The sequence below is a fragment of the Sphingobium sp. CFD-2 genome (assembly GCF_024611135.1).
GTDB classification, from domain to species: Bacteria; Pseudomonadota; Alphaproteobacteria; order Sphingomonadales; family Sphingomonadaceae; genus Sphingobium; species Sphingobium fuliginis.
The window spans coordinates 176,374-197,449 of sequence record NZ_CP084405.1 but is presented as its reverse complement, the minus strand read 5'-3'; the positions used below and the strand labels follow the sequence as shown (position 1 = coordinate 197,449).

The following is a 21,076-nucleotide window of genomic DNA, read 5'->3' as shown; positions in this document are numbered from 1 at the left end:
TTGGCTCCAGGGCGAAGGCCGGTCACCAGTTTTTCGTGAACCCGATCGCCCATTGCCGCGGCCGCAGCGGCGTATATTGCGTGCCCCTGGCGAGCGCGAAGGGATTGCCGAAGGCGAAGCTGTCCGCCTTGCAGTCCAGCAGATTGCTGCCCGACAGCCGGATGCTCCAATCCTTCCGGCGCAGCGCCAGATCGGCATTCGCCAGTGCATAGTCGCCCATCCGCCGGTCGATGCCCGGATCGAAACTGAGACGGGAAGGACCGAGATAGGCAAGGTTCACGCCCATGCTGCCGCTCCAGCCGGACAGATCGAAATGGCGGTTCACCCCCAGCCGCGCCTTCCAGTCGGGAACGACAGGCAAATGCCGGTCCTCCAGCCGCAAGCCCTCGTTCGTGCGGGTCAACAGCGCGCTCTGCCCGACCAGCCCGGCGCTGATCGCCCATCCGGCGGCCGGTTTCCAGTCCACCGACGCCTCGACCCCCCGGATGCGGGCATCGCCTACATTGCGCGTACCGATCAACCCGTCGGCCAGCAGATAATCCGACTGCATATGCGACCATGTCGTCAGGAAGGCGTCGAGATTGACCGTCAGCCAGGCGGAGGCCGAATGCCGCCAGCCCATCTCGACCGTCTGCAGCTCGTCGGATTCGAACCGCTCGGCCGAAGCGGCGCCGGTCCGGCTAAGGCCTCCGGGCCGCAGCGCCCCGGCATAACGCGCATAGAGGAAATCATGCGCGCCCGCCTGCCAGGACAGGGCCAGCGAAGGCGTAAAGCCGCTGCGCGCAACCGACGCCTCGATCCGTGCGTGGCGCGCGCCCTGCTCCTCCTCTATGCGGGAATGGAACAGGCGGCCGCCGACGCTGAGCGACAGCGCCCCGGTCAGCGGCATGCGCATGTCGCCGAAAGCCGAAAATTCGACCACGCCCTGTATGCCGGTCCCGACCGTCTCATCCCGCACGCCCCGGACCGCGCCGGAGAGATGGTTGCGCACATCCACGAAGGAGAGACCCGCCAGCCAGGACAGACCGTCATCCCGCGTCTGCGACAGACGCACTTCCTGGTCGAACAGGCGATTGCGACGCTGCTCCAGATAAAGCGCCGGGGGAGCAATGCCGAAGGCGGAGGCGGAAAGATCGCTCGCGTCCAGCGTGCTCGATACGTCATGATCGACCCAGTTGCCGGCATAGACCAGGTCCGCAGCGCCCAGCTTTCCCGCGACGCGCAGCGCCATCAGGGCAAAATCATTGTCGTGCGGCTCGGCAGGCTGGGCGGGCCGCTCCAACGCATGGCGGGCATAGACATATTGGCTGTCGGCCACGTCCCGCATCTGGGCCATGCCGTTGAGATCGACGGCCCAGTCCCCCGCCAGCGCGCGCAACGCCACGCGCCCGCCGCGCAACTCGCCCCGGTTCGCATCCCCCCGGCCCGCCGTGTCGATCCATCCCGGCTCGCGGACCGCATAGGCCACGGCGCGCAACGCCAGCCGGTCCGCCACGACCGGCAGGTTGACCATCGCCTCCGCGCTGCCGCCCATTTCGCCGTGGGTGGCCAGTGATGCGCCCATGCCCGCCATTGCCGCGAACGACCCCGCATCGGGCGGGCGCGTGACGATATGATAGACGCCCCCCAGCGTGCCGGTGCCGTAAAGCGACCCCTGCGGTCCCTTCAAAAGTTCCACGCGCTCGACATCGACCAGCTTCAGGTCGGGATCGGGCGCATTATAGGTGGCGCGCGCATCGTTGATCAGGATGGCGACGGTCGACTGGCTGTTTCCGTTGAAGGGACTGTCCGCCACGCCGCGGATGAACTGGCGATTGCGCCCTGGTCCCAGATTGGTGAGCGTCAGGCCGTCCAGCCGCTGCGCAACCTCCTCTGTGCCCGGAAGCAGCGCGCCGCCCTGTTCGCCGGGCGCCTGCACGATCGCAACCGAAATCGGCAGCCGGGCAAGAGGCTCCTCCCGCTTGGTGCCGGTGACGATGATATCCACCGACCCCTCCGGCGGAAGCGGAGGCGCTGGCCGGACGGGGTCGCGGCGCGATGCCGGCGGCGCGGCTTGCACCAGGCGATAGGCGGTGGGGGAGAGACGCCGCGCCTCCAGCCCCGTTCCCTCCAGCATCCGCGCCAGCGCCTGCTCCACCGTCATCCGCCCGTCGACGTGGCGCGACCGAAGGCCGGGCAGGCGGCCTTCGAAGCCGATCGCTATCCCGGTCTGCCGCGACAGCGCCGTCAGCGCCTCGGCCAGCGGCGCGGGTTCGACATGGATCGGCCGCTCCTGCGCTCCGACGCTAGCGGGCGCCAGCGCGCAGCAGCACAGCGCCGCCCTGATGTACGGTGCGAAGGTCCATGAACTGCGCGACTTCCCCGACAAGGCCCGATCCGTCCCCCACGATCAACACACCGGAAAATGGCCGGTCGGCGACATCGGCCCCGACCCTGACAGGCACCCCTGCATAGCGGCTGAGATCGGACGCCACCAGAGAGAGCGGCACGGCCTCATAGACCAGCCGTCCCTGCCGCCAGCTGCCGACGGTGCCGGGCGATACCGCGCTGGTCGCGCCGCGATGCGTCACCCGATCGACCAGCAGTTGCCGCCCGGCCGGCAATGGGATCGCATCCCCGCCATCGCGCGGCGCGATGCTGATCCTGCCCTCCGCCACGGCCACCCGCATCGTCCGGGCGTCGGCCAATATGTCGAAACGCGTGCCGATGTCGCTGATCCGCTGCCCGCCCGCCTCGATCGTCATCGTCCGCCCGGGCCGATGAGGAATGTCGAACAGGGCGCTGCCCTCCAGCGCCAGCCGGTCCTGCGCCGCGCCCTCCACGCGCAAATGGCTGGAGGCGGCAAGCGCGATCCGGGAGCCGTCCTTGAGCAGGATGGTGCGCCCCTGCCCCGGCCCGGTGCGATAGTCCGCCGGTTGCGGCGCGGGCGATCGCAAGGCGGGAATGGCGACGGCAAGCGCGAGCGCCGCCGCGACTCCACCGCCCACCCACCGCCGTCGCCGGCGCGGCGCCTCCGCCGCGATGGCCGGACCCGGCATATCCACCGGCGGCACCAGCGCCGCCAGCGTCGCACGATGCTCGACGATCCGGGCATCGACCAGCGCAATGGAATCGAACGCGGTTCGATGCGCGGGATCGGCCTCCAGCCACAGCGTAAAGCCGTCCCAGTCGAAATCCGCATCATCCTGCGCGCGGTGCCAGGCGATCGCCTGGTCGAGGATCGTCTCCGTCATGGCCCTATCCCACCAAAGCCGGTCCCATCGAAGCCCGCCCATTCGGGGCACCGCCTCCCGCTCATGCTCCTGTGTCCCGCTGTGACGCCATCATGCCCGCTCCGCCTCAGTCCTCGCACAGGGCCCGGCGCAGATATTTCATCGCAACCGCCATATGTTTCTCGACCCCGCTCCTGCTGATCCCCAGCCGCTGCGCCACCTCGTCATGCGACAGCCCCTCCAGCTTGTGCAACTGGAAGGCGCGTCGCGCCCCGGCAGGCAGGTTGGCGATCGCGGAAGCAAGCCGCGCCACCTCCTCCCGCTCGGTCATCTGCGCCAGCGCATCGGCGTTCGGATCGGCGGGATCGGCATGCCGCAGGTCCACGCCGGCGGCCATCTCCATCCAACCCTGCTCCCGCACCGCGCGCCGCCGCGCCTCCCGCAGGCGGTCCAGCACCAGATTCTGCGCGACCCGATAGAGATAGGCGCGCCCATTGGCGACAGGACCGCTTCGGCCCTGACCGACCCGCAGCCATATGTCCTGCAGAATATCCTCGGCCTCCGCCGCACTGCCGGTGCGCGCCAGCAGAAAGCGCAGCAGTTCGGCGCGGCAGCTATGATAGACAGTCTCCAGCCCGCCTTCCATCCTTGGGCGCCTTTCCGATCCGATGCCCCTCCTTCGCCCCTCCAGCGGGATTGCGCAATTTAATTGGCTGTAATCTTCTGCCCCACCTGCCCGGCAAGGGTAGCAGACCGTTGGGCCGATCATCATTGATCGAGCACAATCCATTGCATGCGGAAGAGGCGACAGCGTCGATTCGGTTGCCGCGCCCGGTTCAGGGATCAGGAAAGCGCCCCATGCTCCCTCCTCATCCTCCGCGACCCGCTGCCTGACTTCGGATACGGTTGTGCGCCGCGAGCGCATTTGCCATAGCGGCGACGGGTGTTCGCTTCGGCTGTCGGGCGGGCAGGTTGATAGCCGTTGGTCGGGCCGCCAGCGGGCTGATGACTTGCCGGGAGTTTTCTCGATGGCCCTCTTGCGTGTGAAGCCGCTCAGCGCCCTGCGCCAGTTTCTCAAAGGACAGGCCTCCGGCGGAATCATTCTCATGGTCGCGGCCGCGCTGGCGATGCTGATCGCCAATTCACCCCTCGGTCGGGCTTATGAACATCTGCTGCACAGCCGGATTGGCCCATTGTCCCTGCATCACTGGGTCAATGACGGGCTGATGGCGGTCTTCTTCCTGCTCGTCGGGCTGGAGATCAAGCGGGAGGTGATGGACGGGCAACTCTCCACCTGGCCCCGTCGAATATTGCCCGGCATTGCGGCGGCGGGCGGCATGGCGGTGCCCGCGCTCGTCTATCTGGCGTTCAACGGCGGTGCGACCGCGCGGGGATGGGCGATCCCGGCGGCGACGGACATCGCCTTCGCACTGGGCGTGATCGCGCTGTTGGGCAACCGCGTTCCCATTTCCTTGCGCGTCTTCCTGACGGCGCTCGCCATCATCGACGATCTCGGCGCGGTCGTCATCATCGCCTTCTTCTACACGGCAAAGCTCTCGCTGATCGACCTCGGCGGCGCGGCGGCTGTCACCATCCTGTTGTTCGCGCTCAATCGTTCCGGCGTGCGCCGGCTCATTCCCTATCTGCTCATCGGCACGCTATTGTGGCTCTTCGTCCTGCGCTCGGGCATCCATGCGACATTGGCGGGCGTGATCCTCGCCTTCGCCATTCCGCTGCAAGGGACGCCCGGCAAACCGGATCTGGAGGAACATAGCCCGCTCCACCGACTCGAACATCTGCTGCACTGGCCGGTGGGGTTCCTGATCGTGCCGCTCTTCGGGCTGGTGAATGCGGGCGTTCCCCTTCTCGGCCTTCGGGCGGAGGCCCTTGTCGCGCCGGTCACGCTGGGCGTCGGGCTAGGCCTGCTGGTCGGCAAGGTGGTGGGTGTGTTCGGCGCATCGATGCTCGCCGTCCGGCTCGGCATGGCCGACATGCCTGCTCATGCGGGCCGCCTCCAGATGCTGGGCACGGCGCTGCTGTGCGGGATCGGGTTCACGATGAGCCTGTTCATCACGCTTCTCGCCTTTTCGAACGACGCGATGCTCCAGGCCGAAGCCAAGATCGGCATCCTCGCCGGCTCCCTGCTTTCCGGCTTGCTGGGCTATCTGCTGCTGCGGGTCACCAAGGGAGACACGCCGGACCGCATGGAGGCTTGAAGCGTTGCCGGGGACGCGGTCCAGAGCGAACCCGTCTCCGGTTAGTTTTCCCTGCCGGAGGGCGTTTAGCAGGGAATTTCGCGCCATCGATGGGAACGCCTGCAGGCGGCGGTCGCGCTGGATCAAAGCGGTTCGCTGGTGGTCGAGGCGGAGAATGCAGCGCGTTTCGTGCAGCGCGCGGCACCTAAGACGGGCTTCTCGGTGGTCCGGCAATATATCCTGCCGGTCGAGCAGGCGCAAATCCTTGCGACGTTGGAGAGCCATGCCGCTGCCGCGACGGCCGATGCGCCGTTCTTCTGGCTCCGGATGGAACTGAACGAGACCGCGCGGCAGTTCGAACTGCGGCTATGGTCGGGGCCGGGGCACGACCGGCTGCTGGCTGTCGTCCATCCCCATGGTGAATATGCCGTCTGGCAGTAATCAGCCATCGAAACAGACGAAAACAACGCGCTATCGCCAATTTTCGGTCCTCAGGTCCGGACGGTCAGCTATCTCATGCCACGCCCCTCAAGATGACCTTTGACCGATGCGGCCGGAGATCGGCGTCGATCAGGCGCCGAGGTGCCGATGTTCGATCATGTCGGTGATCTTGTTCGCGAGTTCGGTCATCACAAATGGTTTGGTGATAACCTCCATGCCCCTCTCAAGATGACCATTGCCGACAGCGGCATTCTCCGCGAACCCGGTTACGAAAAGGACCTTCAGGTCCGGGCGACCGACGCGGGCCGCGTCGGCGATCTGTCGGCCATTCATGCCTCCGGGTAATCCGACATCGGTGATGAGCAGGTCGACCCGGACGTCGGACTGCAGGATTTTCAACCCTGAGGGGCCATCTTCGGCTTCGAGTGCGACATATCCAGCCTCTTCGAGCACCTCTACTATGAGCATGCGAACGGTCGGTTCGTCGTCGATCACGAGCACGGTTTCCCCGGCGCCCGTTTCCGGGATCGGCGACTCCGCCGCCGCGGCATCGTCCGCGACATCGCCGGAGTAGCGGGGCAGATAGAGGCACATCGTCGTTCCCTGCCCCGCTTCGCTGTAGACGCGAACCTGGCCGCCCGACTGCCGCACGAAACCATGGATCATCGAAAGACCCAGACCCGTGCCCTGACCGATCGGCTTGGTCGTGAAGAACGGATCGAAGATCCGGTCGGCGATGTCTTTCGGTATGCCCGTCCCCGTGTCGGTGACGCACACCGAGATATACTGTCCCGGCGGCAGGTCGCGTTCCCGCCCGGCGCGATTGTCCAGCCACTTGTTCGCGGTCTCGATCGTCAGTTTGCCGCCGTCGGGCATGGCGTCGCGAGCGTTGATGGCGAGATTGAGGAGCGCGCTTTCAAGCTGGACGGTGTCGATCCTGGTTGGCCAGAGGCCCGCGGCGCCGACGACCTCGACCTTGATGGCCGGGCCGACGGTGCGGGCGATGAGGTCCTCCATGCCGAAGACCAGCCGGTTCACGTCGGTCGGTTTGGGATCGAGGGTCTGGCGACGAGAGAAGGCGAGGAGCCGCTGGGTCAGCGCCGCGGCGCGTCGGGCGGAGGTCTGCGCACCGTTGATGAAGCGCTCTATACCCTCGGTCCGGCCTTCGGAAATGCGCCTTTCGATGATTTCCAGGCTGCCGATGATGCCTGCCAACAGGTTATTGAAGTCGTGGGCGATCCCGCCGGTGAGTTGTCCTATCGCCTCCATCTTCTGCGACTGGCGCAGCGCCTCTTCCGCTTCCGCGCGTTTGCGGATTTCGGCCTCGACCTGTTCTTCCAGCCGCTCGTTAAGCTGGTGCAACCTGTCCTCGGTCGCCTTCCGCTCGGTAATGTCGATCACGGTCCCGACAAACCGCGTTCCCTGGTCGGTATCGAAGAGCGCGCGGCCGTTCGCGGAAATCCACCGCTGCCGTCCATCCTCGATACCGATGGTGCGATATTCTATGTCGTAGCGGCCCATGCCCTCGGGATCGATCGCTCTTCGGACGGCCTCATCCGCGCGCTCCCGGTCGTCCGGATGAATTCCCGCGATGAAGGAGCCCGCATAGGTGACTGCCGCCTCCGGGGATAAACCGAAGAGTTGCTTGCACCGAACGTCCCACCGAAGTTCGTTCGAGGCGGGGTGGTAGTCCCAGGTGCCGATTTCAGCCGCTTCAGTGGCCAGCCGCAAGCGCGCTTCGCTGTCGGCCAGCTCGCTCTCCGCCTTCCGCCGTTGTGCAAGTTCGCGTTCGAGCGCCTGAAACAGCCTGGCATTATCGATTGCGACGGCCGCCTCGGCCGCCAGGCCTTCCAGGCCCCGTTCCGACCGATCGTCGAAGACGCCGATATCGGCATGGCCGAAGAACAGGCCCCCGATCACCTCTCCGCTACGCGAAATGACCGGCACGGCCAGATAGCTGCGCACGGGCAGATGTCCCTCAGGCATGCCCTTGCGTGGCGCATTCCGCCCGTAACGCGGGTCCCTGGTGATATCGTCGGAGCGAACGATCCCTTCGCCTGAGAAGGTCGGCGCGAACACCGATGTGTTGCGCGGCATCGGAAATTTGGAGAAGGCCTCGGCCGGCGCCCCGGACAGGGTGTAGAGCATGTAGCTCTCCCCGGCCTCATTCTCGACATTGTAGAAGAAGGCGCCGAATTCGGCGCCGGTCAGTTCGACCCCCGCATCGGTGACGATCTGGACGAGTTCCTGAAGATCGGTCTTGGCCGCCAGCGCGGAGCCGGCCCGATTGAGTATCTCCAGCGCGCGCCGCTCTTCGGAGATCGCCTCCTGCGCTTCCCTGCTTTTCGTGCGATCGTGCAAAATCTTCGTGAATCCGACCACGGAACCGGCCTGATCGCGGATCGGGGACATTTCGCCTACGGCCCATATCTGCGATCCGTCGCGGCAAATGCGCCAACCTTCCGTTCCGCCGCCACGGCCGACGGTCAGCGCGTCGGTCATCTCTTGTCGGAGCGCCGAGGCGCCCTCTCCGGGGGGGAACAGGCGCTCCAGCGTCTCGCCCAGAACCTCAGAGGCGGTCCAGCCCAGCATCCGGGACGCGCCCTCGTTCCAACTCGTCACCCGGCCTTCGAGATCGGTGGTGACGATCGCCGTGCCAACCGCGCCATCGACGATCTGGCGCCATTCGTCAGCGCTGATCGCGCGCGACGGTTCTGGCTTTTTCATCGATCCCCCGGGAAAAAATTCTTCTGATGCTGGACGCAAACGCAAAACGCCTGAACTGGTTGCAGACGGGACGGTGGGACCGGGCCGATAATCTCGATCGAAGACTCATGGCAACCAGATCGCCGGTGAAGATTTATTGCGATGTTGAAACTGATTTGAGGTAGCCCGTGGCCGACAAGGATGGCGCAGAAGCGCCCGTCAATCCCAACGAAGCGACCGGCGAGCCAGCCGGCGATCTGGAAGACACCAGCTCCTATAGTCCGACAGGCGCCCGACCGACGCATCACTGGAAGCGATCGACCGTGGCGGAACCTGGGCTCGACCAGCGCGGTACGGTGTTCTTCGCTGCCTTGCAGATGACGCGGATGCCGATGATCCTTACCGATCCGCGCCAGGACGACAATCCCATCGTCTTCGCCAACAAAGCGTTTCTCGATCTGACAGGCTATGAGGAAAGCGAAGTCTTCGGCCGCAATTGCCGTTTCCTGCAGGGGGCCGACACCGACAGGGAAACCGTCCGCGCCCTTCGCGAAGCCGTAAGGGCGCAGGAAGCGATTTCCACCGAAATCCTGAACTATCGCCGCGACGGCAGTCCCTTCTGGAACGCGGTGTTCGTGGCGCCCGTCTATGATGACGACGGCACGCTCCTCTATTTCTTCGCCAGCCAGCTTGACGTCACGCGTCGGCGCTCCTCTGAACAGGCTTTTCGTCAGGCGCAAAAGATGGAGGCGATCGGACAACTGACTGCCGGCCTGGCGCATGATTTCAACAACCTGCTGCAGGTGGTGACAGGCAATCTCGACATCGTGCTCGGAGACGATCTGAACGATGCCCAGCGACGGATGCTGGGCAATGCTGCCCGCGCTGCCGAGCGCGGCGCGAGGCTGACGCGCCAGTTGCTTGCCTTCGCGCGCAAGACCCGGCTCGAGCCGCGCCGGATCAACATGAACGAGCTGATCCACGAATTCGGCGATCTGATCGACAATACCGTGGGGCCGCAGATCAGGCTGGTCACCGCGCTGGAGCGTCGGCTCCCGGCGGTGCAGATCGACCCCACGCATCTTGAGATGGCGGTGCTCAACATCCTGATCAACGCTCGCGACGCGATGCCGGGCGGCGGCACCGTGACGATCGCGACCGAGCTTTGGAAGCTGAACGGCAACGCGGCGGCGCATGGCCTTCCCGAAGGGGATTATGTCGTATTGAGCATCCGCGACGAAGGCCATGGCATGAGCGCCGAGGTTCGCCAGCGCGCCACCGAGCCGTTCTTCAGCACCAAGGGCAAGGAGCGCGGCACCGGCCTTGGCCTGGCAATGGTCCACGGCTTTGTGCAGCAGTCGCTCGGCCGTCTGGAAATCGACTCCGAGCCGGGGCAGGGAACGACGATGCGGCTGCTCTTTCCCGTCGCGCCGCCCGAAGAGGCCGTGTCCGGCCCCGTGCGGCCCATGCCAGCGCCGGCGATTTCAGGCGATGCCGGAGGACAGACGATCCTGCTGGTCGAAGACAGTGACGATGTCCGCGCGCTGGCGAGCGAGCAACTGGCTGCGATCGGGTACCGGGTCATTCCTGTCGCAAGCGGCGAGGAAGCGCTCCTGAAGCTTGAGAATATCAAGGTCGACCTGCTCTTCACCGATATGGTCATGCCGGGTGGCATGAGCGGCCTGGAACTGGTCGAGAAGTTCAACGAACTATATCCGGAAACGCCAGTGCTTATGACCACGGGCTATAATGAGGATCTGGTCGCCGACATCCCGCGCGGCACGCGGCTCGACGTGATCGGCAAGCCCTATCGCCGCGAGGAGCTGGCGGATCGCGTAAGGACGGCTCTGTCACGCCGCACCGTCGTCAGGCGGGAGGAAAGTCCGTTTGGCGCCAAGGAGGGGTGATGGGCTGAATCCCCACACGCCCTAGAATGCTGATTAAGCTTGTGGCAATCCTATTGGATAGGACGGTATCCTCAGCTAGACAGCGACCATGCGGGGGCTGGACATTGCGATCGCGGGCTGCGGGCCGTGCGGACTGGCGGCGGCGCTGCTGCTTCATCGTGCCGGACATCATGTAACGCTGTTCGAACGCTTCGATACGCCTCGACCCATCGGGTCCGGCTTGATGCTCCAGCCCACGGGCATGGCGGTCTTGTTTCAATTGGGATTGCTGGAGGAGGCTCTGGCGCGGGGCGCGCGGGTCGATCGCCTTTTCGGCAAGGCGGGCAGGCGGATCGTCCTCGACGTCCATTATGCAGCCCTTCGCCACCGGGAAATGTTCGGCATTGGCATCCATCGTGCCAGCCTGTTCGCGATCCTGCACGAAGCCGTCCTGCAGGCGGGAATAGCCGTCCATACCGGCCGCACGCTGACGGGGAGCGCCCCGGTCGGGCTGAAGCGCGCGCTACATTTTGCCGATGGAGAGACGAGTGGCCCCTATGATCTCGTCGTCGATGCGCTGGGCACGCGCACAGCGCTGGCGCCGCCCACGGGCCGGGAACTGGCCTATGGCGCGCTGTGGGCAAGCCTCGACTGGCCGCAGACCGCCGCATTCGATCCCCACGCACTCGCGCAGCGTTACGAGCGCGCCAGCATCATGGCGGGAGTCCTGCCCATCGGAACGCCGCCCGGCGCGACGATGCCCAAGGCTGCTTTCTTCTGGTCGCTCCGCGCGGACCGGCTGGACGACTGGCGCGAGGCCGGGCTGGCGCCATGGAAGGCGCAGGTTGCCAAGCTATGGCCCGACTGCATGCCGCTGCTCGATCAGATTCATGATGCTGACCAACTGACCTTCGCCCGCTACGCCCATCGGACCCTTGCGGCTCCAGTGGGACCGGCGCTGGTCCATATCGGCGATGCCTGGCACTCCGCCAGCCCTCAGCTGGGACAGGGCGCCAACATGGCGTTGCTCGACGCCTGGGCGCTGGCCCAGGGTTTAGCAAAGAAGAATGGTGTCGATGAAGGGATTCGGCACGCCATTGAACTGCGCCGTCGCCATGTGCTGACCTATCAATGGCTCACCGCACTGTTCACCCCGGTCTATCAATCGGACAGCCGTCTGCTGCCGTTGATCCGCGACCGCGTGGTCGGCCCCTTGTCCAAGCTCTGGCCGGCCACCGCCATACAGGCGGCGATGGTCAGCGGGCTGGTCGGCAATCCCCTGCCGCCACTGGGGCTGGATGGCGATTGGACGGTTGGGATGCCCATGGCGGAGGCTGCATGAACGATGCGTCGAGCGATAGCGACGGCCCCATCATCGTCTTCGACGCCATGTGCGTGCTCTGCTCGGCCAATGCCGCTTTCGTGCTGCGCCATGACCGCGCCGGTCGCTTTCGGCTCGCGTCCATGCAAGGTGACATTGGGGCCGCGCTCAACCGCCGGTTCGGGATCGACCCGGCCAATCCGGAAAGCTTGATCGTGGTGGAAGATGGCCGCGCCTTGCGGGACAGCGATGCGGTGCTGGCCATTTGGGCGGGTCTGGACCGCCCCTGGGATGGGCTGGCGGCATTCCGTATCGTTCCGCGCTGGCTGCGCGATCCCGTCTATCGCTGGATTGCGCGCCATCGTTATCGGCTGTTCGGGAAGCGATCGACCTGCTGGGTCCCGACGACGGAACAGGCACGCCGCATTCTGTGAGCCGGATCTTGCTCCTTGGCGGCTATGGCGGCTTTGGCGGGCGCATCGCGCGGCGTCTCGCCGCCGCAGGGCATGAGGTGCTGGTCGCTGGACGGTCCATCGACAAGGCCCGCGCCTTTTGCGGGGATGCGCCCAGCCTGATGCCGCTGGGACTGGATCGCAGTCGGATCGCCACCGCATTGGAGGAGCATAGGCCGGACATGGTGGTGGATGCCTCAGGCCCCTTTCAGGCGATGGATCATGCCATCGCCAAAGCCTGCATTGCTGCCGGGGTTCACTATGTCGACATCGCCGACAGCCGCGATTTCGTGTGCGGCATCGGGGCGTTGGACGATGCCGCCAGAGCCGCAGGCGTCATCCTCCTCTCCGGCGCTTCGAGCGTGCCGGCGCTGTCGGGCGCGGCGGTGCGTCATCTGGCGCAAGGCATGGACAGGGTGCGCGCGGTCGAGATGGCGATCAGCGCATCCAACAAGGCGACGGCAGGTCCGGCGGTTTCCGCCGCCATAGCAGGACAGGTCGGCCAGCCCCTGCGCATCTGGCGCGGTCAGCACTGGGCGAAAGCCTTCGGATGGCAGGAGATGCGTTCCGTCCAGTTCCGATGCGCGGGAACGGAGGCGATCACAGGTCGCAAGGTCGCGCTTGTCGATGTGCCCGACCTCGCCCTTCTGCCCGAAAGGTTGGCGGGACGCCCAGCCGTCACCTTCCGGGCGGGTACGGAACTCCGGTTCCAGAATTGGGCGCTCTGGCTAGCCAGCTGGCTGGTGCGTTGGCGGCTCGTCGCGACTCTCGCGCCGCTCGCGCGCTTCCTTCACCCTCTCCAATCCCTGACCCGGTCGCTGGGGAGCGATCGCTCCGCCATGATCGTGCACCTGTTCGGTGACGTGGCTGGCCAAAAGGTCGAGCGCCGATGGACGCTGATCGCCGACCGGGGCGATGGCCCGGAAATACCGACATTGTCCGTGGTGCCCATCGTAGCGCGCATCCTGTCGGGACAGGAAGCCGCAGGCGCCCGCGATGCCGCAGAGGCGCTGACGCTGAGCGATTATGCCGATGCCTTCGGAAATCTGGCCATCCATCATGATAGGGCGGAACTGCCTGCTCCGCCGCCCCTATATGACCGCATCATGGGTGATCGCTTCGGACAGCTCCCACCGGAGGTGCGCGCCATTCATGATGTGTTTCGCGATGGCGGCGCAGCGGGCGAAGCCACGGTGACCGGCGCGTCGAACCCGGCCGCGGCATTGATCGCGCGGATCGTGGGCTTTCCCAAAGCCGGTACTCATCGCCTACATGTTCATTTCCATGAAGCCGACGCCCGCGAAAGCTGGACCCGCAATTTTGGAGGGCGACGCTTTCAGAGCCACCTCAGCCAACGGGGCCGCTGGCTTGTCGAACGCTTCGGCCCGTTCCGCTTCGCCTTCGATCTTCCCGGCGACGCTCAGGGATTGACCATGGTCATGCGGCGTTGGTGGATCGGTCCCCTGCCCCTGCCAACATGGCTTGCCCCGCGTTCGCCCGCCCGCGAATGGGCCGAAGGCGGGCGCTTCCATTTCGATGTGCCCATCGCATTGCCCCTGATCGGGCGGCTGGTCCATTATCGCGGATGGCTGGAACCGGCGACAATCCGATAGCAGACCACGCTTTCGACCACTGGCTGCAATTTGGAACATCGATCCTTATCGGACGCTCAGTCTTCGATTTTCATTCCCCAGGTGCCGACCCTTTGCTTTCGCAAAAGTCTACCTCCTTAACTGGTTAAATGCGGACCTTTTGTCGATCAGTTACGGTGCAAGCTACCGAACCTCTAGAACGCTCGGGTGATCCCGATTTCAGTGGCGGCGCGGCGATATTCATAGAGGGCTGTCGTGGAGATATTGCGTTCATAGGCGAGCCGGACGTACGGCGCGAAACCACGATAGGCCAGGCCACGGAACGTCGCGCCGGTACGGGCGCTCATCAGCCATTCTTGCCGACGTGCCCCAAACAGGAATAGCGCGGCATCGGCCTCAGTTCGCCTGATGCCAGTCGAAACAAACAGAGTAGTATGTCCAGCCTCCCGCCAGCCGGTCAACGTCAACCCGCCCGCCGCAGTGGCATAGCCCGGATCACGCGCAGTTTGGCGCGTTCCAGAGAATGTTACGCTGGCTCCCGCACGTGCCGACAGGGCTCGCTCGAACGACAGGCCCAGATCGTAGATGGTTCCGTCCTGCAAATTATTGCGTGCATAGGTGACGTCACTCACGCTCGCCGTGGCGACAAGCTGCGAGGTCCGGCCCAGTCCATGCAGCCAGTCGATGGTCACGGCGTCAGTATCTGCATAGCGCTGTCCCCCATACCAGCGCCGGGTCGGACCTGCCTAAACACTCAACCGATCGCGCCCATGCAACCATTCGATCCCGATCAGAGCCGACCCGGACACATCGTTGAATTCATGATTGCGGTACAAATTCACAAGTCCGGCGAGCCTTGGCACGAGCGCGAGATCCTTGGCGAGGCCGATACGTGGCTTGGCCAGCAAGACGCACGCCATGCCCGGATTGCGCGCGCGCATCCTCGGAAAGTGTGAGGGGCGCGATGATCGTATCGAGTACACGCGCCTGAGTTGCTCGATTGATATTGGAATCGGGAGCCAACGCGAGTTCAAATGTGCCGCCCCATGGCTTGCGCGAACGCAGCGCGCGATCGAATCGGCCGACAGTTACGGCCACTTCAGGCGGCAGCCCCGCGGCCTGGGCCTGGCGTATCTGTCTCCGGGCGCCCCCATCATCGCCGATTGCCGCCAGAGCGCGTGCAAGCTCCAACCGGACGCGGGGCGCGTTGGGTTGCTCGTCGAGCAGAGCGCGGAATGCAATGGCCGCGTCCTGCCAACGCTCGGCGTCAGCGAACATCATCCCCTTGCGAAACCGCGCCTCCCGCGCGAACCTGCATATCCGGGTCTCTGGCGAGCGCGTCGTAAAAGGTTGCCGCGTCGTCGATCTGGCCTGCGGCTCGCGCACGATCAGCCAAGCCGAATAGATCGACGGCGGAAAGATGGTCGATATGCGTCTGCGCCCGCGCGGACACCGCCGGAGCAGCGACCGCCAGCGCGAGCGCCAGCCCAAAATGTCGGATCACTGCCGCTTCGCAGCCGCAACACCCTGGATCGTGATCCCGGCGCCTGCCGCGCCGGTGGGCGCCGTCACCGAGAAGGGCGCAACGATTTCCTCGCCATCGGGGCCATAAAAGCGAGGGGCGAACTGGCCCGTCTCGACACCCGCGCGTGTCAACACGCCCGTGACGCCTGTGTTGGTCAGCCGTCCTGCCACGTCATAGCTGCCGAAGTCGATCACCCCGCTCCCGTCCGAGGGGGTGCCCTTCATCGCGAGCGCGCCGGTGTAGCTCTGTGCGCCAAAGTCGACGGCAAATTGGGAAGTCCCCTTCACGTCGTAGAAGATGTTGGACGGATATTGTCGACCGGTCCCATAGAGGATGCCGCGATAGCTGCCCGTGCCGGTCTTGCCCGCGAGCAATCCCGACGGCGTCCCCAGCCCATAGGCGCCATATTGATCAACGCGCTGCCGTCCTGTGCCAAACGGCACAGTGGTCGAATAATGAACGAAGCTCGCATAGGTGAGTGCCAGTTCGCTGTTGCCGCCGCCTGGCTTGTAGAGCTTCAGGGTCACGTCCTGCGTATCATAGCTGCTGCTGAACGTCTTGCGATATTCCATGAAATTGAGATCGCTGCCCGCCACCTTGTCATTGATGGTGAACTGCCCGCCATACAGATCGGAGGTGGGCGGTCCAAAGCTGAGAGTCTCGGCATTCTGCTGGTTTAGCCCGCCAACAAGGTTGTTGAGATACTGGACATAGAAATGTTGCGAACTGGTAAGATTGATCAGCGTCAAATTCTGAGCCTGGACGGTTGCGTCGCGCTGGCCGGTGAAGCCCCCCGCGACGGTCATACCGTTCCCGTTCGCCCCCGAAAAGGCGCCACCCAGTTCCTCTCCATTGGGGCCATAGAAGCGCCCGGCGAGAGGACCGGCGGCCGATCCAAACCAGCCCTCATTAGCGCATTGCCCGAAAAGGTTCCGCTGCTCGACGAGAGATGTCCCGCCCCGGTGAACTCGATTCCACCGCCGGACACACCCTGGTCCGTTACGAGAGTCGTCTCGTTGAGATAGCTGTGGGTTGCGAACACGCCCGCAGCAAAATCGACGCTGAAGTCGCCTTGGCCCTGAAAAGAGCGTGGCTCCTGTCCGGGCGTCGAAACCGCGCCGAATGTATCGGTCCTGAAACCCGCCACGCCGCTTCGCGGCACGGTCGCGGCAGAAGTGGGCAAACCATAGGTGAAGATATAGAAATCCATGTCCTGGCGCGTCCCGGACACGGCATTTTCCTGCCAGAATGCCAAGCCGACATATTGGTTCGACTTGCTGTTGGTATAAGGCGTCGTGGCTATCGTCAGATAGCTGCGATCCGTACCGCCGGTCTTCTGATAGATAGTCTCACCGTTGGCATTGGACTGGATGTTTTCGGGTGCGAAGCGTTGGCTCCACCCATCAGCACTCACGCTATAGCTTTTGGTACCAGCGTCATAATTCACTGTGAGACTGTTTGGACGGATTTGCCGGCTGATTTCCGTACTGGTGGCGAGGTCGAGTCCAAGCTTCATACCCGCAGCATCATTCTGGAAAGCTTGGCTGACTTTCAGGTCCGTGATCATATTGTTGGTAGACGGAGGGGGCGCAGGCATATTGCCAACCCCGCCGCCTCCACACCCGCCGAGCAGCAAAAATAGCGTTACGGCCGTGATTTTGTTTCGCATGATACCCCCTATTCCGGGCATGCGTTAAACAATCATATAACAACGTCAATAGTTTAACGCCTACTCGCGGAGGAAAAGGCCCCAAATGGCGATTACTGGATTTCTGCGCATAGTCGGGTGATGCTTGAGGGACGCGGAGCTCACAGTTGTGCATCTCGGGACTAGCCAAATCATGCTCCAGCTATCCGACCGGTCAATAGTTTACAGACAACCCCGGTGCAAACAGCAGTTTATGGGATAAGAATGGACGATGCCGTAGGGCCGTCGAAAAGATGGCCGTTCATGGTAGTGTGCGGGATGTTCTGCAAAATCCATTGAGGATTTGAGCGGCCATGGCAGGCTGGTGATGTTCAAAGTCGCCAACCCCAATGGAGCCCCACCATGACCAGGAATGAGAATAGACCATCGATAGCGGCCGTCAAAGATTTGATGGGCGCGAACCGCGACGCCTTGCGGGAGATCGTGCAGGATTTGCTGCAGGAGATGCTGGAAGGTGAGATGACCGATGTCCTTGGCGCCTCGAAGAGCGAACGCATTGACGGCCGTGTTGGCTATCGATCCGGACATTACAATCGGACGCTGATCACGCGGGTGGGCAAGCTGGAGCTGCGGGTGCCGCAGGATCGCGACGGCCGTTTCTCGACCGAGCTGTTTGAGCGCTATCAGCGCTCGGAGCAGGCGCTCGTGGCATCGTTAGCCGAGATGTACGTCCAGGGTGTGTCGACCCGGAAGGTGAAGGCTATCACCGAAGAGCTTTGCGGCCACAGCTTCTCCGCCTCGACCATCTCAGCGATCAACAAGCGACTGGACGAGAGCCTGACAGCCTTTGCCCGACGTCGGCTGGACGAGCCGTTCGCCTACCTCATCATCGATGCCAAATATGAGAAAGTCCGCCAGGCAGGCGTGGTGCGCTCCTGCGCCGTACTCGTCGCACTGGGTGTGGACTGGGAAGGCCGGCGCCAGATTCTGGCTGTAGAGCTCGCCAACCGCGAGAGCCGCTCTTCGTGGAAGGACTTTCTCGTCGGCCTCAAGGAGCGCGGCCTCCACGGTGTCGAATATATCGTTGCCGATGACCATGCGGGTTTACGAGCCGCTGTTCGTGAAGTGTTGCCAGATGCCTGGTTCCAGCGCTGTTACGTGCACTTTTTAAGAAATGCTCTCGACCATCTGCCGCGTAAAGCTGATGACGACTGCCTGCAGGAGCTGCGTTGGATCTACGATCGTCGCGAACTATCAGAGGCCAAAAGCGATCTGGCTGCCTGGCTGAGAAAATGGTCGCCACGATACCCCAAGCTCACCAGCTGGGCGGAAGAAACCATCGAGGAGACGTTCACCTTCTACCGGCTTCCGCGGCAGCATCATAAACATATGAAGAGCACCAATATGCTCGAGCGCTTTAACGAAGAAATCAAACGCAGGACGATCGTCCTGCGTATCTTCCCCAATGAAGACAGCTGTTTGCGCCTCATACGCTCGCTTGCTGTCGAGACCCACGAAAACTGGCTCGAAGCCAACCGCTATCTCAACATGAACGACCTTAAGGAGATGAAGAAAGCCGATCTACGTCAAGCCGCCTAGCCAGCATGCCCGCCGCTATTTGCAGAACTTGACGCACACAACCCCGTTCATGTTCGTTTTCGCGGATTCGCAAAGCAGGAACATTATGTCGAACATTATCTGAGACCAATGCGTCTTTCCCCGGTTTTACGCCAGAAAACGACAAACCCCTCTGGCGCCCACCAGATGACTGGACAATCATCCAGAAGATGAGCGAGGAAGGCGGGGGCACCGAAATAACGATGGATGATTTTGCGCGGCGCTTTTCCATGCGGCCGGCAAGTTATGTGGTTTCTCGGCGCCGGCATTCAGCTGCCGCTGATAGCCCTTTGTCCGGGGACCGCTCTACCATGTCCTCTCCAACCCCATCTATATCGGCAGATCTATGAGATGCGGTGCAGGCGAAGCGGCAGGCTGGCATCGGAACGAAGCGTGATCTTGGCAATAGTCCGCATAGCAGCCTCCTAACCAGCATGATTCAGGATCATGCTGACCGGCCGATATCGCCCAGCCACGCGGTCAAGCAGCAGCGGCGCTGCCGCTATCATGTGTCTAGCATGACACTGCCCGCAGAGGATGCAGTGGCCAAAATTCCTGCGCTTCGGCTCCCGGCGCCAGAGCTCGAACAAGCCGTCCTAGATGCAAGCTCCGGCCTTCTTACTGATCAGCGCACCATCTTGGCGCTACCGCAATCCGAGATCCGGGCGCTGATCCATCGTAGCAGGCGGGGGTTGCCACCTTCACCTGCCGGGCGCGCACGGCCCCTACTGACCCATCCTTATCACGCGAAACATCGCTCATATCCGCGACAGCTCGTCGGCAAATCTTTCCCTCAGCCGTTTCTTGTCGATCTTTCCCGTTGCCGTCAGGGGGACGGGAGCGAATATGACCTTGTCGGGCATCCACCATTTGGCGATTTGCGACGCCAGATGATCCAGGATGACCTGCTGCTGAAGTTGCGCGCCGTCATGTCCCTCTATGATGAGGATCGGACGCTCCTCCCATTGGGGATGACGGACGCCGATGACCGCGGCGACCTTCACCCCGGCACAGGCGGCCGCGACATTCTCTATGTCGATCGAACTGATCCACTCGCCGCCCGATTTGATCACATCCTTGCTGCGGTCGGTGATCCGCAGGAAGCCATGCTCATCGATCGTGGCGATGTCCCCGGTGTCGAACCAGCGGTCGTCGGATGTGGCGTCCTTCTCGCTTCGGAAATAGCGCTGCACGGTCCACGGCCCTCTCGCCTGCAACCCACCAGGCGTGGCGCCGTCATGCGGCAGCGCCGCCCCATCCTCTCCGACGATGCGCAGTTCGACGCCGAACTGCACGCGGCCCTGGCGGGTCCAGAGTATCTCTTCTTCCGCTTCCTGACCCAGATGCGTGATCTGCGGAGTCGGAGTCGATATGACGCCCAGCGGGCTCAGTTCGGTCATGCCCCATACCTGGCGGACCTTGACGCCATGGCGACGCTCGAACGTCTCCGCCATGGCGCGCGGAACCGCGGAGCCGCCGATCATGATGCGGTCCAGGGTGCCGCTATCCTCGCCGGTGCGCGCCAGATGGTCCAGATACATGGTCCAGACCGTCGGCACCCCGCCGGAGAAGGTCACGCCTTCGTCCCTGATGAGGGAATGGAGGCTCTCCCCATCCATGCGGTCGCAGGGCAAGGCAAGCTTGCAGCCGTTGATCGCCGCCATATAGGGCATGCCCCATGCCGTCGCATGGTACATCGGCACGCATGGCATGATGCAGTCGAAGGCCGAAAGGCCAAGCGCGCCCGGAAGGCCGTTGGCGAGCGCATGGAGCACGATTGACCGATGGCTGTAGAGAACGCCCTTCGGATCCCCGGTGGTCCCTGACGTATAGCATAGGACGGCGGCGCTGTTCTCGTCGAAGCTCGGCCAATCATAGCCGTCCGCTTCGCCCGCGATCAGTTCCTCATAGCTCTCAAACCCCTCATCCGGGGCGCTGGCGAGCAATATGACCGCCTCCACCGCCGGAATCCGGTCGCGCAGCCTGTGGATCAGCGGCAGGAAGCTCCTGTCGACGAAAAGAAGGCGGCTGCCCGCATGGTTGATCGTGTAGACGATCTGATCGTCGGAGAAGCGCGGGTTTACCGTGTGCAGAACGGCGCCCATGCCGGGAACCGCGTAGAACAGCTCAAGATGCCGATGGGTGTTCCAAGCCAGCGAGGCGACCCGGTCGCCGGGCTGGATGCCGCGCCGCGCCAGCGCCAGCACAGCCTGGCCCGCGCGGCGGCGCAGTCCGCGATTGTCATAGCGCCAGGCCGGTTCCCCGACGAGACGCGAGACGATCTCCCGGTCGCCGTGCGCGGTGGCGCAATGGCGTAATATGTCCCCGATCATCAGGGGAGTCCGCTGCATGAGGCCTTCGATCATGCCTTCCCCTCCCCTGGCTTGTTTTTGGACCGGCGATGCTGCTCCTGCCGGCGTTCACGCAATGGCGGCACGTTATTCTCCATGGTTGGCGCGCGCTTTTGCCGCGGGCGTAAGG

Annotated in this window: 17 protein-coding genes; 8 read left to right on the top strand and 9 right to left on the bottom strand. The window is 63.9% G+C overall.

Annotated elements, in window-relative coordinates; genetic code table 11:
• Positions 1–22: 22 nt before the first annotated feature.
• From LDB29_RS00895 to LDB29_RS00885, 3 genes are all read right to left on the bottom strand, one after another.
• Positions 23–2,368 carry a TonB-dependent receptor gene (locus LDB29_RS00895; protein WP_025547229.1) on the bottom strand — a complete coding sequence of 782 codons (2,346 nt, stop codon included), beginning with the start codon at positions 2,366–2,368 and terminating at the stop codon, positions 23–25.
• Complete coding sequence (locus LDB29_RS00890) at positions 2,286–3,233, bottom strand: FecR domain-containing protein (protein WP_158230055.1); 948 nt, start codon at positions 3,231–3,233, stop codon at positions 2,286–2,288. Before LDB29_RS00890 ends, LDB29_RS00895 begins: the two co-directional genes overlap by 83 nt.
• Before the next feature lie 106 nt (positions 3,234–3,339).
• Entirely contained in the window at positions 3,340–3,858 is a 519-nt protein-coding gene (locus LDB29_RS00885) for an RNA polymerase sigma factor (protein ID WP_025547227.1), read from the bottom strand.
• 382 nt (positions 3,859–4,240) lie between these two features.
• Between LDB29_RS00885 and nhaA the strand changes: the two genes are divergently transcribed.
• Together nhaA and LDB29_RS00875 are read left to right on the top strand one after the other, a co-directional pair.
• The gene (gene nhaA / locus LDB29_RS00880; protein WP_025547225.1) at positions 4,241–5,428 is read left to right on the top strand and encodes a Na+/H+ antiporter NhaA; all 1,188 of its coding nucleotides are present in this window, start codon (positions 4,241–4,243) and stop codon (positions 5,426–5,428) included.
• Between the two features lie 75 nt (positions 5,429–5,503).
• A complete protein-coding gene (locus LDB29_RS00875; RefSeq protein ID WP_099186184.1) occupies positions 5,504–5,848 on the top strand; it encodes a DUF2332 family protein in 345 nt (114 codons plus the stop codon).
• A gap of 129 nt (positions 5,849–5,977) precedes the next feature.
• Here LDB29_RS00875 and LDB29_RS00870 read toward each other — a convergent pair whose 3' ends face one another.
• Positions 5,978–8,575, bottom strand: a complete 2,598-nt coding sequence (locus LDB29_RS00870; RefSeq protein ID WP_025547223.1) for a PAS domain S-box protein — start codon at positions 8,573–8,575, stop codon at positions 5,978–5,980.
• 167 nt (positions 8,576–8,742) lie between these two features.
• On the opposite strand from LDB29_RS00870, the gene LDB29_RS00865 reads away from it, so the two are divergent.
• The 4 genes from LDB29_RS00865 (at position 8,743) to LDB29_RS00850 (ending at position 13,826) form a co-directional block, all read left to right on the top strand.
• On the top strand, positions 8,743–10,461 hold the full coding sequence (locus LDB29_RS00865) for a histidine kinase famiy protein (protein ID WP_037481508.1): 1,719 nt from the start codon (positions 8,743–8,745) through the stop codon (positions 10,459–10,461).
• A gap of 88 nt (positions 10,462–10,549) precedes the next feature.
• On the top strand, positions 10,550–11,782 hold the full coding sequence (locus LDB29_RS00860) for an NAD(P)/FAD-dependent oxidoreductase (protein ID WP_025547221.1): 1,233 nt from the start codon (positions 10,550–10,552) through the stop codon (positions 11,780–11,782).
• Positions 11,779–12,195 carry a thiol-disulfide oxidoreductase DCC family protein gene (locus LDB29_RS00855; protein ID WP_025547219.1) on the top strand — a complete coding sequence of 139 codons (417 nt, stop codon included), beginning with the start codon at positions 11,779–11,781 and terminating at the stop codon, positions 12,193–12,195. The genes LDB29_RS00860 and LDB29_RS00855 overlap by 4 nt, the downstream gene beginning before the upstream one ends.
• Positions 12,192–13,826: an SDR family oxidoreductase gene (locus LDB29_RS00850; protein WP_025547217.1), complete on the top strand. Its 1,635-nt coding sequence runs from the start codon at positions 12,192–12,194 to the stop codon at positions 13,824–13,826. Before LDB29_RS00855 ends, LDB29_RS00850 begins: the two co-directional genes overlap by 4 nt.
• Before the next feature lie 173 nt (positions 13,827–13,999).
• Here LDB29_RS00850 and LDB29_RS00845 read toward each other — a convergent pair whose 3' ends face one another.
• The gene (locus tag LDB29_RS00845; RefSeq protein WP_244968642.1) at positions 14,000–14,497 is read right to left on the bottom strand and encodes a surface lipoprotein assembly modifier; all 498 of its coding nucleotides are present in this window, start codon (positions 14,495–14,497) and stop codon (positions 14,000–14,002) included.
• A 78-nt stretch (positions 14,498–14,575) separates the two neighbouring features.
• Here LDB29_RS00845 and LDB29_RS00840 point away from each other — a divergent pair, with 78 nt between their 5' ends.
• Positions 14,576–14,761, top strand: coding sequence for a hypothetical protein (locus LDB29_RS00840; RefSeq protein ID WP_244968641.1), 186 nt, complete (start codon positions 14,576–14,578; stop codon positions 14,759–14,761).
• A gap of 311 nt (positions 14,762–15,072) precedes the next feature.
• Here the strand turns inward: LDB29_RS00840 and LDB29_RS00835 are convergent, their stop codons facing one another.
• The 3 genes from LDB29_RS00835 to LDB29_RS00825 are packed head-to-tail and all read right to left on the bottom strand — an operon-like array spanning position 15,073 to position 16,999.
• Positions 15,073–15,309: a hypothetical protein gene (locus tag LDB29_RS00835; protein WP_025547213.1), complete on the bottom strand. Its 237-nt coding sequence runs from the start codon at positions 15,307–15,309 to the stop codon at positions 15,073–15,075.
• Positions 15,306–16,136, bottom strand: a complete 831-nt coding sequence (locus LDB29_RS00830; RefSeq protein ID WP_025547211.1) for a transferrin-binding protein-like solute binding protein — start codon at positions 16,134–16,136, stop codon at positions 15,306–15,308. The genes LDB29_RS00835 and LDB29_RS00830 overlap by 4 nt, the downstream gene beginning before the upstream one ends.
• Positions 16,133–16,999 (bottom strand): hypothetical protein, encoded by an 867-nt coding sequence (locus LDB29_RS00825; protein WP_128830685.1) that lies wholly within the window; start codon positions 16,997–16,999, stop codon positions 16,133–16,135. The genes LDB29_RS00830 and LDB29_RS00825 overlap by 4 nt, the downstream gene beginning before the upstream one ends.
• Positions 17,000–17,380: 381 nt before the next feature.
• Between LDB29_RS00825 and LDB29_RS00820 the strand changes: the two genes are divergently transcribed.
• Positions 17,381–18,577, top strand: coding sequence for an IS256 family transposase (locus LDB29_RS00820; protein ID WP_037449607.1), 1,197 nt, complete (start codon positions 17,381–17,383; stop codon positions 18,575–18,577).
• A 776-nt stretch (positions 18,578–19,353) separates the two neighbouring features.
• Here the strand turns inward: LDB29_RS00820 and LDB29_RS00815 are convergent.
• A complete protein-coding gene (locus LDB29_RS00815; RefSeq protein WP_025547209.1) occupies positions 19,354–20,961 on the bottom strand; it encodes a long-chain fatty acid--CoA ligase in 1,608 nt (535 codons plus the stop codon).
• Positions 20,962–21,076: the final 115 nt, after the last annotated feature.

What these genes read in the sequence shown, in the direction of transcription:
- LDB29_RS00890 (WP_158230055.1), bottom strand. Translation starts at nt 3,233, where the DNA reads ATGACGGAGACGATCCTCGACCAGGCGATCGCCTGGCACCGCGCGCAG.
- LDB29_RS00885 (WP_025547227.1), bottom strand. Translation starts at nt 3,858, where the DNA reads ATGGAAGGCGGGCTGGAGACTGTCTATCATAGCTGCCGCGCCGAACTG.
- nhaA (WP_025547225.1), top strand. Translation starts at nt 4,241, where the DNA reads ATGGCCCTCTTGCGTGTGAAGCCGCTCAGCGCCCTGCGCCAGTTTCTC.
- LDB29_RS00870 (WP_025547223.1), bottom strand. Translation starts at nt 8,575, where the DNA reads ATGAAAAAGCCAGAACCGTCGCGCGCGATCAGCGCTGACGAATGGCGC.
- LDB29_RS00860 (WP_025547221.1), top strand. Translation starts at nt 10,550, where the DNA reads ATGCGGGGGCTGGACATTGCGATCGCGGGCTGCGGGCCGTGCGGACTG.
- LDB29_RS00855 (WP_025547219.1), top strand. Translation starts at nt 11,779, where the DNA reads ATGAACGATGCGTCGAGCGATAGCGACGGCCCCATCATCGTCTTCGAC.
- LDB29_RS00840 (WP_244968641.1), top strand. Translation starts at nt 14,576, where the DNA reads ATGCAACCATTCGATCCCGATCAGAGCCGACCCGGACACATCGTTGAA.
- LDB29_RS00830 (WP_025547211.1), bottom strand. Translation starts at nt 16,136, where the DNA reads ATGACCGTCGCGGGGGGCTTCACCGGCCAGCGCGACGCAACCGTCCAG.
- LDB29_RS00825 (WP_128830685.1), bottom strand. Translation starts at nt 16,999, where the DNA reads ATGCGAAACAAAATCACGGCCGTAACGCTATTTTTGCTGCTCGGCGGG.
- LDB29_RS00820 (WP_037449607.1), top strand. Translation starts at nt 17,381, where the DNA reads ATGACCAGGAATGAGAATAGACCATCGATAGCGGCCGTCAAAGATTTG.
- LDB29_RS00815 (WP_025547209.1), bottom strand. Translation starts at nt 20,961, where the DNA reads ATGATCGAAGGCCTCATGCAGCGGACTCCCCTGATGATCGGGGACATA.